At 47.3% G+C, this 10,508-nt stretch carries 14 protein-coding genes; 9 read left to right on the top strand and 5 right to left on the bottom strand.

Annotated elements, in window-relative coordinates; translation table 11 throughout:
* Positions 1 to 114 precede the first annotated feature (114 nt).
* The gene (locus H6F68_RS25400) at positions 115 to 288 is read right to left on the bottom strand and encodes a hypothetical protein (RefSeq protein WP_190563359.1); all 174 of its coding nucleotides are present in this window, start codon (positions 286 to 288) and stop codon (positions 115 to 117) included.
* A 464-nt stretch (positions 289 to 752) separates the two neighbouring features.
* Here H6F68_RS25400 and H6F68_RS25395 point away from each other — a divergent pair, with 464 nt between their 5' ends.
* The 3 genes from H6F68_RS25395 to H6F68_RS29890 all read left to right on the top strand — a co-directional run bounded on the left by H6F68_RS25395 (position 753) and on the right by H6F68_RS29890 (position 3,324).
* Positions 753 to 1,385, top strand: coding sequence for a hypothetical protein (locus H6F68_RS25395; protein WP_190563357.1), 633 nt, complete (start codon positions 753 to 755; stop codon positions 1,383 to 1,385).
* Positions 1,386 to 2,042: 657 nt separating this feature from the next.
* The gene (locus H6F68_RS25390) at positions 2,043 to 2,276 is read left to right on the top strand and encodes an EF-hand domain-containing protein (RefSeq protein ID WP_190563355.1); all 234 of its coding nucleotides are present in this window, start codon (positions 2,043 to 2,045) and stop codon (positions 2,274 to 2,276) included.
* Positions 2,277 to 3,123: 847 nt separating this feature from the next.
* A complete protein-coding gene (locus tag H6F68_RS29890) occupies positions 3,124 to 3,324 on the top strand; it encodes a DUF6009 family protein (protein ID WP_370527415.1) in 201 nt (66 codons plus the stop codon).
* A 175-nt stretch (positions 3,325 to 3,499) separates the two neighbouring features.
* Here the strand turns inward: H6F68_RS29890 and H6F68_RS25385 are convergent, their stop codons facing one another.
* Both H6F68_RS25385 and H6F68_RS25380 read right to left on the bottom strand, forming a co-directional pair.
* The gene (locus tag H6F68_RS25385) at positions 3,500 to 3,661 is read right to left on the bottom strand and encodes a hypothetical protein (RefSeq protein ID WP_190431021.1); all 162 of its coding nucleotides are present in this window, start codon (positions 3,659 to 3,661) and stop codon (positions 3,500 to 3,502) included.
* A gap of 174 nt (positions 3,662 to 3,835) precedes the next feature.
* Positions 3,836 to 4,588, bottom strand: a complete 753-nt coding sequence (locus H6F68_RS25380) for a response regulator transcription factor (protein WP_190563353.1) — start codon at positions 4,586 to 4,588, stop codon at positions 3,836 to 3,838.
* 169 nt (positions 4,589 to 4,757) lie between these two features.
* Between H6F68_RS25380 and H6F68_RS25375 the strand changes: the two genes are divergently transcribed.
* Positions 4,758 to 4,943, top strand: a complete 186-nt coding sequence (locus tag H6F68_RS25375; RefSeq protein WP_190563351.1) for a hypothetical protein — start codon at positions 4,758 to 4,760, stop codon at positions 4,941 to 4,943.
* A gap of 227 nt (positions 4,944 to 5,170) precedes the next feature.
* On the opposite strand, the gene H6F68_RS25370 is transcribed toward H6F68_RS25375, so the two are convergent.
* Positions 5,171 to 5,608 (bottom strand): hypothetical protein, encoded by a 438-nt coding sequence (locus tag H6F68_RS25370; RefSeq protein ID WP_313930242.1) that lies wholly within the window; start codon positions 5,606 to 5,608, stop codon positions 5,171 to 5,173.
* An 88-nt stretch (positions 5,609 to 5,696) separates the two neighbouring features.
* Between H6F68_RS25370 and H6F68_RS25365 the strand changes: the two genes are divergently transcribed.
* From H6F68_RS25365 to H6F68_RS25350, 4 genes are all read left to right on the top strand, one after another.
* Positions 5,697 to 6,083, top strand: a complete 387-nt coding sequence (locus H6F68_RS25365; protein WP_190552943.1) for a DUF6713 family protein — start codon at positions 5,697 to 5,699, stop codon at positions 6,081 to 6,083.
* A gap of 233 nt (positions 6,084 to 6,316) precedes the next feature.
* A complete protein-coding gene (locus H6F68_RS25360; RefSeq protein WP_190563347.1) occupies positions 6,317 to 6,619 on the top strand; it encodes a hypothetical protein in 303 nt (100 codons plus the stop codon).
* Positions 6,620 to 6,673: 54 nt separating this feature from the next.
* Positions 6,674 to 7,054 (top strand): hypothetical protein, encoded by a 381-nt coding sequence (locus H6F68_RS25355; RefSeq protein WP_206755561.1) that lies wholly within the window; start codon positions 6,674 to 6,676, stop codon positions 7,052 to 7,054.
* Positions 7,055 to 7,351: 297 nt separating this feature from the next.
* Positions 7,352 to 8,623 carry a Na/Pi cotransporter family protein gene (locus H6F68_RS25350; RefSeq protein ID WP_190563343.1) on the top strand — a complete coding sequence of 424 codons (1,272 nt, stop codon included), beginning with the start codon at positions 7,352 to 7,354 and terminating at the stop codon, positions 8,621 to 8,623.
* Between the two features lie 375 nt (positions 8,624 to 8,998).
* On the opposite strand, the gene H6F68_RS25345 is transcribed toward H6F68_RS25350, so the two are convergent.
* Positions 8,999 to 9,289, bottom strand: coding sequence for a phage integrase N-terminal SAM-like domain-containing protein (locus tag H6F68_RS25345; protein WP_190443318.1), 291 nt, complete (start codon positions 9,287 to 9,289; stop codon positions 8,999 to 9,001).
* A gap of 241 nt (positions 9,290 to 9,530) precedes the next feature.
* On the opposite strand from H6F68_RS25345, the gene H6F68_RS25340 reads away from it, so the two are divergent.
* Complete coding sequence (locus tag H6F68_RS25340; protein WP_313930240.1) at positions 9,531 to 9,941, top strand: GNAT family N-acetyltransferase; 411 nt, start codon at positions 9,531 to 9,533, stop codon at positions 9,939 to 9,941.
* Positions 9,942 to 10,508 lie beyond the last annotated feature (567 nt).

Below are 10,508 nucleotides of genomic sequence, written 5' to 3'. Positions count from 1 at the left end.
TCATTCAGGTGTGCATGACAAGCACCCAGTTGTTGAGGAGCCGTGTGAGGCGACAAGTCTCATGCACGGTTTTGCAGACCAGCGGAGTGGGTGACTGCTCCGCTGAGTTTAACGCTATCCCAAGTTGCGGCACCCCGGTGCAAGCGCAACAATGACATCTAACAGTTTGCTCGTAGGCATCTGGTAGCAGTAAGGCAGTTTACCGCCCATGGCAACCAAGGCATGAGTGCTGGTACTGTGATCACCACTATCAAGATCAAGGTCGAGCACTGCACTGTTCGCTGGCATGGCTGTCACTGCTCGTTTAACGGCTTACTTGCTACAGGTGCCCCTTGGCAGCAACAATCAAACGGTATCGTCCCGCCAACCGCACGCACAGTCCCAGTCGATGCGTGACGGCTCGGTTTGCAGCAACGGCACTTCGCAGTGCGGACACCGTCCCATGAAGAACAGGTGCCAGTCTAACAGGGCTGCTTTACCAGTCGATACCCAGTCTTGGAGTTCCTGTCGTTCCTCGTCGCTCAACCGGACAAGATAGCGTTTGGACAAGGTAGGTGCTTGGGCAACGAAGTTTTAGGCAACTAATGACCTCTCCATTTTCCCGAAAACTCACAAAATTAAGATTGCCGAACCACGCCTTTGTATAGCAGACGAGTTAAACTCAGCGGGGTGGGTGACTGCTCCGCTGAGTTTCAAAGGCGTAATATTAATTCTCACCCCATTTCTGCACATTCACGAACGGAAAACGAGCTATGAAACTGACCAGCGCCCTCTTGATTTCACTGTGCGTTTCGGGGGGATCTCTACTTTATTTAGGGAATGTTTCTGCAAAAGATTCTCATTCCCTCACTTCAAGGAATTCAGCATCCATTGCGCCCGCTATGACGATCGCCCTGCAACCGATCGCTCAAGCAAAGCCAAGTGCGACCGTGTTAGCACTCGACTCACAGGGATTACGAGTAGTGAACAAGTCTACCGGAGCGACTCGGGCGATCGCTTTCGGCACCAAGGAAGCCGATGTGGTTTCAATTCTCACGAACTTACGTGGAAAGCCGCGCAATCAAGGCGTGAATCAGGAGTGCGGTGCGGGTCCGCTTAGCTTTGCCCGTTGGGCAGATGGATTGGCCCTACAGTTTAATAAAGGTCGCTTCGCGGGATGGAGTGTCGATGGTCGGAGTCCAGGAGCCAACAAACTGACGACTATCAACGGAGTTGGCACTGGCTCAACTCGAACTCAGCTCAATAAGGCTTACACCGTAAAAGTCAGCCAGAGTTCTCTAGGAACCGAATTCTTTGCGGGTAGTCTTGGAGGTTTGCTGAGTGGGAGCAAACCAACCGATCGCGTGACCAGCCTGTGGAGCGGCACAACCTGCTTTTTCCGGTGATATAGCTATTGTAATGATGGAGTTTTGAGTTTTCTAACCTGGCTTAGTTATAGCAACGGACAAAAAGTGGTTGTTAAGGCTAGAAGGCTCATGAAGTAAAGCTTTTAGCGATCGCTTTAATTGGCTACCTAGCGGCTTGCACTGTCCCGTTTTCAACTGTAAGCGGGACAGTGCAAAAAAAGGCAACGTTTTTGCGCCATTACAAGCTCCTCAGCCGTGATCGACCAGACCTCGTAAATGGGACAGTTCATTCAAACGGCTCACTAACGACCAGAGTTTTCCGCTGCTATAACTAAGCTTAGTATGGCAAACACAAACAGGGAGCGCGCTCAACTGCTCTTAGACGAGTACGATCTCTATTTAGCTAGTAAACAGTCGCAACCCACTGAGCAGTCACATTCTCCATCGCCTTGTGAACCTTCAACAACCACTTTGCGATTGCTGCGCTGGCTTGTTTAGGGTGCCCATTCATAAGTAAGGTTAACCGGGCGATCGCCTCAGCTAAAAGCTTTACACCCCTGCTAGAAAGACAGGCTCTTTTGTTGCGCTCTCTTACTAGAGAGCGGATCTTGATTAGTAGGCTCAATTTGCTCTCCTTTTTGTTTGGTAATCTATGAATGAGCTATGAAATTGAAAGATTAATTCAGGTAGAAACCGATGGCAACCGAGCAAGAGCTGCAATCCCTTTTTAATAACTTAGATCGCGATCAAGACGGCAAAGTCTCCCTTAGTGAGCTGTTCTTAAGTCCTAGCTTAAGTGCAATCATCTCAGCCGAAACAAGTACCAGTAGCCCCCAGGCGTTACTAGCACAGTATGATGCCGACGCAGACGGTAAGATTACCTTTGCAGAGTTAAAGCAAGCAGTTGAGAAAGCAAATAATTTAACCTAGCCGTCAAAAAACCAAGACTCAAGACCGTTCAACCTTTCCAAAAGGCGGTATGACTCGTATTGGCAAACGCGCAAGTTGTGTGCCCAATTTCGTGGGTGGTTAAAACTTTGGCTTGACTGTGACCGTCTAGGACCAGCGGGCGCATTTGAACAGAAAGTTACGGTTTCGTCTAAAATTCTTGTTCTATAAGTCTTTCAGGAGTTGTGCCCACATACACGTAAAACAATGCCATCAAGTTTCGTTGGGCTAGAGTTGGCATAAATCACTCAAAAGTGATGGTCCAAAACCATTATTCTGCTGTAGTACTCGATCGCTGAAACTCCCTAAAACTGTCGGAGTAGTTGCGTGCCGAGCAACTATTCACCACCTGTAAAATCTGTGAGTCACCCAAGTGATTAGCGGGGCTGATAGAAATTTATATCTCTTATAGGAAAATGGCCTTTCTTACACAAATCGTTGCAGACCTCCAAAACCGCCAGGGTCGGCTTCCATAAAAAGCGATCGCTCCTACTTCTACCAAGCAGGGCGATCGCTTACCTTTTGAAACTTGATTTTACTTTACCTTGTATCAGACTCCACCCAATAGCCTTGCATCAAATCGGTACAAATTCCTTGGTGTCCCTTTGCATCAACGCTAGATATGATTGACGAATCCTTCGCGTGCCCTTGAGAACTTAAGATAAAACTCAGTTGGGGATTGAGTAGGCAAACTATGCGTGGGGTAGGGATTAAAGCTGAATCCGAAATTGTCTGGCTGCAAGACATCAGCAACATAGACTATATCCGAGAAGAGACCTAGTCTACAGCCGAGCCCTACTGTCCTCCACCAAAGATTTATGGGCAAACAGTGGTAGGCTACTCTGTCCTGAAGCCAGCAATTAAACTTGAGCCCGGTGTCTATACACGGCGTCTCTTTACTCTGAGACCTCATGATTGCTTTTACGACCCACGGGGCATTTACCAAATGAGTTTTCCAGTGGAAGCAGTTGATCCTAAAACGGTTCAGCCTGGGATTAGAGGAGTAAAGACAGACAAAGTAAAAGGTTAATGTAAACCCGATCATCAGCACTAAAAGTGCGCGAACAATTTTCTGTAAATCTGCGTTAGCAATGCCTATGAGAGTGAGGTCTAGCCTTAGCCAGCTGAAAACAGGCGATCGCAATCCCCGTCTAGGTGTCAGTGATGACTCGTGAATTAGCTTCTACTTGCTGGGGCTACTTGTCTTACTTCTCGCCGCAACATCCGCAAAGAGGGTGTTGCAATTCCTGTTCTTGCTTCAGGTCTTGAAATAGGCTCAGGAGACTACGAATCTGACCCGATATTTTCTTGAGCTTGGCGATCGTTTGAGCTTGTTGAGCGAGTAGCTCCTCTAGGTCATCTTCCACGTTTCGCTATGAATAGTGCAATCGCTAGCCAGCTTATAGGCTCTTAACTACTCTATTCTCTACGTGAGAAAATAAAATACAGGTGGGTGGCTTCGTTTGCAATGCAGATGGCATTCGAGGAGGTGTAAAAAGCAGCCCTTGAAGAAGCTGCTGACTACCTTGTGGCGTTACCAACTAACCTAATCGATAGCCAAACCCTCGCACTGTAATAAGGTACTGAGGGTTGCTAGGGTCAGCCTCTATTTTTTCTCTCAGCCACCGAATGTGAACATCGACAGTTTTAGAATCCCCCATAAAGTCTAGACCCCACACCTTCTCAATCAAATCCTCGCGCGATCGCACTCGACCTGGCTGCTGCATGAACACCTCTAAAAGACTAAACTCTTTCGGAGAGAGCGTGACTGCTTCGCCGCGTAGCGTGACTTGACACTGCTGCTTGTTGAGAGCTAGGTCTTGGAAGCTCAAGATTTCTTCTTTTAGCTGAGGGTTAAAACCTTGATAATTCCGCAGCAACACTCGACATCGGGCAATGAACTCCTTCAGGCTAAAAGGCTTCGTCAAGTAGTCATCCGCTCCTACTTCTAAGCCCACAACAATATCAGCCTCTGCCATTTTGGCGCTGAGGATCAGAATTGGAGTTGTATTGCTCTGCTGACGAATGAAGCGACATACATCCAATCCATTGATAAACGGGAGCAGAAGGTCCAGAACAATGAGGGCAAATGCTTCATCGCCATTTCCTTGTGCAGATGTAGAGCCCTGCACCTGTTCAAGAGCTTGCTGACCATCTTCGACGGCTACAACTTGAAATCCTTCTGCTTGCAGGGCAAGAGCGACTGTATCGCGGATCACTGCCTCATCTTCAACCAGTAAAACCCTGGCCTGTCGAGCGGATGGTCCAAGGGAAAAATCTCTAGATGAGGACATAAGAATCGTTGAGGTCGAATCAGTTCGTTGGCTCAAACTAGGAAATGAAGGAGTTGGAGGCTAGGATTAGGAGTCGGTTGAGAACAAGTGAAATCTTTCTTTAGTTGCTTCTGGAGTCAGAGGGCCACCCCTACAATGTAGCAGCGAGCAAGCGTTGGAATGACAAGGTATGTCAGCGTACTTAATTACAATAGAAGTAGCTCTACAAGATTCAGCTTTAGCATTGGAATCAGTGATTCAGGCTGAATTGCAAAAGCGAGGAGAGCCGTTTCAGTGGGCGGTGACAGACGTAGATTGTCAGCGACAGATAGTTTCAATAGATGCCCTGTTATGGCTGAAACCTGAACTCATTTAAATCCTCTCTAAGAAGAAAACAATCAATAGGGCAAGATGAAAGCGTTCTGCCAGAGCAAGGCAAAAACCTTCCCGCGATTGCTTTTTCTTAGCTACTGTATAAAGCTCAAAGCCGCGATCGCCCCTCCAGTTGTACTTCCGAAACCTCAAAATACCGCTGTAGTCGTGCCCTCGCGCTGTTCATTTAGGTCATCAAAGCAGTTTGTCTGAAACTGAGGCTACTAATTCTCACCAGCCCCAGGCGATCGCACGTCTCTCGCGGAATTTCATCGGTTGACTTACAACAATTTTTATATCAGTAAACCATAGGCGCAGTGTTAGATAATTACTTTCTCTGACAAATGGTATGGCTTTTTCAAGCAGAAACACCTGTAGGATTGACATTCCCCTGCTCGTGCCATCTGGGAAAGAGATACTGCTTGCCTGCGCTCGTTTGATACGTTTCCACGTAACTCTTGAGAACGCAGTTGACCGGAAATTGCCGCGTTCCTGTTTTCCTTTTGTATTGGCCTTACGCAGGCTAATCTTTACCCTGACGCCTGCTGCGTCATAAGCATCCGTCGCCAGCATTGAACAAGTCTCACTGATGCGGCACCCTATGTAAAGACAGATACCGAAGAGAGCTCGATCGCGAGCGGATTCAAACGCCTGGAACAATTTTGTAATCTCCTGGGGGTTAAAACCTTGGCTTGAACTGATTTGAACCGTTAAACTTCACTATCCAAGCTTTTGGCCTGTACTGAAAACAGTAGTAATGCTTTATAAAAACATCTATTTGGCTAATGCAACCGTGCTGCTCTGTCATCAAATTGAAGCAGCATATTGGCATGAATGGAATCTATTTGCACTGCCTGGGGGTATTCAGCTATTTGTATTGTTAAATATCCCCATCGTACTAGTTATTCTTTGGGGCTTCGGTGCAGTCATTCGCAACTCTGCTTCAGGTACTATCTACTCCTGGGTACTAGTGGTAGGAGGATTATTTGCAGCTTTTTTTCACTCGTACCATTTGTGGCGTGGGGATCAGACTTTTACCCTTCCAATCTCTATCAGTTTGCTGATAGCAACTTTAGTACTTTCAGTGCTTCAGGCTGGAATATTGCTTAATATGGGCCAAGAAGGAGACTCAAAAAACACTTGACCCTATTTTGATTGTGACAGGTCCAACTGCTTTTGAGTCCTAATTGGGGTCGAGCGAGATACGTGTAAAACAGTGTTACCAATTCTGACTGGACTGAGTTTGAACTATATCGCTCAAAAGCTATGTTCTAAAACCTTGATTCTCTCATAGGAATCTATCTTTGAAACAACCTAAACCTTGGTAAGTAGTTAGCCGACAGCCTGTATGGCGAGAGTGGAGATGTCATCGGCATCTTGCGTCAGTTCCAGCTTCCTTACATTGTGGCGATTCGCTCCAATCATGGGGTGCTGATGCCGAAGGGACAACGGGTACGCTATAACCGTCGGCACGCCTATGACCAGCCTCTAGCCGAACGTCCCACGCAACGTCGTTATATCCGCGAAATCATCTTTGGCCAGCGGCGACCTATCCGCTACTACCAAATCACGAAAGGCAGCACTGACCACCCAGACAGGGCAGACAGTTGGTTTATCATGACTAACTTAGCCGGGGATGTCCTTCTGAGTGTAGGTCGCCAATACACGCTGAGAACATAGATTGAGTATGGATTTAAGCAGGTCAAGAATGAGCTGGGATGGCATGATTATCGTTTGACGGAGTACAGCAGTATCGAACGCTGGTGGGAGCTCGTTTTTAGCGCTTACCTGTTGGTTAGTCTGCATGCTGATGCCTTTCAGCATTCCCCACAACTCAAAGGTGAGAATGCCACCGTTTCTTCATCTCCTTTGTTGCCGTTTAAGCAGCATCCCTTTTGGGAGTTAGAAATGACCTGGAAGAGTGCTTTGAACAATCTGCGACTCCTACGGCAACCATATTGCTGTTGGGGGTGGTTAGAGCCTTGGTTACAAGTTTTTTCTATCCCTGAACTGATCTATGGGTTTGAGCAGTTAATGAATTGGATGGATACCTTTCGCCTGTTGCCAAGGCCAGGGTTGAAAGGACCAAACGTACTAGCACTAAAAGTAGCTTGATTGCAGCTGATTACTTTACTCTTATCAAAGTAACAAAAGAAGGATTAAGAGCTGATTTAATTTTTCTTTTACTTCTAAGTAAATGAATTATTAGTTAATTATTAATTAAGTTTAGTTTTAGAAAAAGTTAAGTCTCTTAAATATAATGTAAAAATGTAATTTTTCTTATAAAAATAATTGATTTACGTCTTTTAGAAGAGAGCAGAACAAGACTATCAACCTATTCTAAGTGTGCTTGCATCGCACTACTGGAAGCAGTTTCGTGCGCACGTTTACAAGATTAATTGAGAGACAAACATGTTGATCTTAAAGAAATTGAATCGAAAACTGTTCAGCTATTTGAGTCTTGTACTTTTAGTTACAACATTACTTATCTTTCCACCTGCGTTTCTTACTCAAGTTTCATTTTTAGGCTCACCTACTATCACATCTAGCGTCAATGCTCAGACAAATCAACCTGAAAGCAAGGAGCCTGAGTTTAGCGATTCTCAACAACCTAAGCTTCCTTTAAGCCCGGAGGAACAAGGGGAAGGTGAGGAAGAAGCGATCGATTTCTTCAAGATGGCAATGGGCGCGATCGCGGGTCTAGTGTTGTTTATTTATGGCGTTACGCGCCTAGCTGAGGGACTAGAAGACGTGGGGGAAGAACGGATGAAACGCCTCCTCAGCAAATTCACTACAAACCGCTTTGCAGGGGTTGCAACCGGAATTGTCGCCACAACATTCTTGGAATCATCATCCGTCACGATCATTCTGGTGATTGCGATGGTAAGCGCCAGCATTCTTACTTTTGTACAATCCCTTGGGGTTGTGTTGGGTTCCAATATTGGTACAGCGGTCGGAGCACAAATTATTTCTCTCAATATCGAACTGTATGTTCCTATTTTGATGTTTAGCGGACTATTGGTATTCTTCTTAGGCAAAACGGCTCGTATTAAATCTCTTGGCATCGTTTTGCTTGGGTTTGGATTGATGTTTTATGGACTTGAAGCGATTGACTCAGCAATGGAGCCGTTTCGAGATTACGAACCGTTCTTAAACTTGATGGAGAGTCTGGGTCGTAATCCTGTTTTAGGAGCTTTGCTAGGAGCTATTTTTACGGTGATTATTCAATCTTCTTCAGCCACCGTAGCAATCGTAGTGACGCTAGCAGGCTCCGGTTTGATTGCTTTGCCCGCCGGAATTGCAATTATGCTGGGTGCAGAAGTTGGAACCTGCGCTGATACTCTGGTTGCTACGATCGGACGGGGTAGTGCTGCGTTGCGAACGGGTTTATTTCACCTCTTCTTTAACCTTAGTAGTGCCGTTCTAGGAATCTTTTTAGCTCCACAGTTGGCTCAACTAACTCAATCAATTTCTGGTGATGATGTTGGACGGCAGGTTGCGAATGCTCAAATGCTATTTAATGGCATTGGCGTTGTTGCTATCATCGGTTTTCTACCAATCATTGCACGGGCACTAGAAAAGCTAGTTCCAGAAACCACCGCAGATCGTGAGCGGCAGCAACGCCAACTCGAAAAACAGCAAGCGAATGCTGAAAACCCGCAACCTGAACCGGTTACTCGGTAAACGTGCTTTGTACCTGAATTACCTCTTCCACGCTAGATCAATTGAGGAGCAGTGGCTAAGGGCGATCCGAGGCGAAATCAAGATCACACGGCAGTGAAGCGGACGAGCAAGAAATTCTACGCTTCGTTTCGGTGTTGCTTGTCGCCGCTTACTTTGGCCGTTAATAGCTAGCAACAATGCCGAATTTAGTCATTTTCGGCATTGTTGTACTTGCGATCGCCTGAGTTTTTAATGGTTTGAGGCGTACTACAAAAAATACGCCATTACTTATTTTCGACAATGCTTCTCAAAAGCTCATAGCATCCCCTCGTAAACCTGAAAATCAAGTGGGGCGATCGCTAATTTCCAACACAATGCAAAAGAGTTTCTGTTCAGTCAGTCGCCACTGACGTTGTCGGAGCTATAGCTGAAGGCTGCACGGTAGAGGAATAGCAGGGCACTGAGTGCCTGATTCTGAGTCGAAGCAGCAACGTGTTCCTGCATTGCCAAGTAGCTAAGAAACTGCTCGATTTCCGTTGCTCCCATTTCGCTGGAGTCACGTTTGTTGTAGAAGAGGATGAAGCGGCGAATCCAAGCCACGTAGCTCTTCTCAGTGCGGTATGAGTAGTGCTTCATACGAATGACATCGCGGACTTGATCCAGCAATTTTCGAGGTCGTGATTCCATAAGAGCACCCTAAATTCTGTCTAATTCCGTTTCTGGGATCTTAGGCAGAATAGAAGGTGAAAACAGAGCGAAGAAACGCTGAAGAACTCGGGCTAATTCCGAAATCAGGGGTATTATACGGAAAACCTTTCGGGCTAATGTCCGATTTGGGAGATTAGACAGAATTAATTCTGTCTAATTAATAGTTAGGCACCGTACGCGGATCCGCGAGTACGAGTCGTCCGACTGGCCACATCTATGTGTGATCCATGATGAAGCGCGCAAGCAAGAACTCGAGGCGAGCGGGTTGATGGACGCGTTTCTGACGCTTGAGGAGACTGCAGAGGGTGAGGGCCTGTTCGATGGTAAGGTGCTGGTCGCGGATGACGAGGGCATTCCGTTGGGCTTCATCGCAATCGCTGAAGGCGAAATCACCTGGCTCTACGTCAGCCCGCGGCATCAGCGCCGCGGAGTCGCGAGGCGGCTGGTGCGTGAGGCAATTTCTTGTGAATCCGGTCCGGTTTCGCTCGACGTTCTCGAAGGCAATGAAGCCGCTCTACAGTTGTACCTTAGCGAAGGGTTCGAAGTGGTGAAGCGGGTTTCTGGTCGCTTGACGGGGAACAAGGCGTTTGCTGCTACGGGCCTTGTTCTGCGTCACCATGGCGTTGCCTAACCCCTCCATCGAGCGGACACCGGCCAGCCGCGCTACAGCGGTGCTGTATTGTTGCTTTTCGCGCGGCTGGCCGGTGTCCGCCGCTCATGTCGAACGTTAGACCGCCTCTGCTAGGAGGTAGCTGAGGTGATTATCGAGCAAGCCGAGTGCTCAATGGCTTCAAACTGCTGAAGGCTAGTGGGTTGACTAGTTGCCTGCGCGCTTAGGCTTAGAGGCTATGACCTGTACAGGTTCGGAGGGAGCGAGATTGGCAGTACGGAAGCGCCTGCAATGCTGCAAAACTTCTTCGACGCGTTGGAGGCGCGATATGCTTTGCCTAGGTGATTTGATGCTTGGACAAAGGAGACCGCCGCCCAACACGTCACGGCAGCGGACAGTTGAAAGCTGCTGGTGCTGAGTTAAAGGTTATCTGCCGCCGCTGCGTTTTGCCGTTAGACTCTCTTGTCTCATCAAATTAGAATATCTGACGGATTCGGCATAGATCACCCCATGCCATGTCTTCCAATTCTCGCCGTTCTGTCAGTCTGGTTGCCTGTCTAATCGCTCTACCTTTATCACTGCTATCTA

This window comes from Trichocoleus sp. FACHB-262 (genome assembly GCF_014696035.1).
In the GTDB taxonomy this organism is placed as follows: domain Bacteria; phylum Cyanobacteriota; class Cyanobacteriia; order FACHB-46; family FACHB-46; genus Trichocoleus.
This window is presented reverse-complemented; position numbering and strand designations above follow the sequence as displayed.

Excerpts from the sequence above, each read along its gene's own strand:
- H6F68_RS25400 (WP_190563359.1), bottom strand. The coding sequence starts at position 288 with ATGCCAGCGAACAGTGCAGTGCTCGACCTTGATCTTGATAGTGGTGAT.
- H6F68_RS25395 (WP_190563357.1), top strand. The coding sequence starts at position 753 with ATGAAACTGACCAGCGCCCTCTTGATTTCACTGTGCGTTTCGGGGGGA.
- H6F68_RS25390 (WP_190563355.1), top strand. The coding sequence starts at position 2,043 with ATGGCAACCGAGCAAGAGCTGCAATCCCTTTTTAATAACTTAGATCGC.
- H6F68_RS25380 (WP_190563353.1), bottom strand. The coding sequence starts at position 4,588 with ATGTCCTCATCTAGAGATTTTTCCCTTGGACCATCCGCTCGACAGGCC.
- H6F68_RS25375 (WP_190563351.1), top strand. The coding sequence starts at position 4,758 with ATGTCAGCGTACTTAATTACAATAGAAGTAGCTCTACAAGATTCAGCT.
- H6F68_RS25365 (WP_190552943.1), top strand. The coding sequence starts at position 5,697 with ATGCTTTATAAAAACATCTATTTGGCTAATGCAACCGTGCTGCTCTGT.
- H6F68_RS25350 (WP_190563343.1), top strand. The coding sequence starts at position 7,352 with ATGTTGATCTTAAAGAAATTGAATCGAAAACTGTTCAGCTATTTGAGT.
- H6F68_RS25345 (WP_190443318.1), bottom strand. The coding sequence starts at position 9,289 with ATGGAATCACGACCTCGAAAATTGCTGGATCAAGTCCGCGATGTCATT.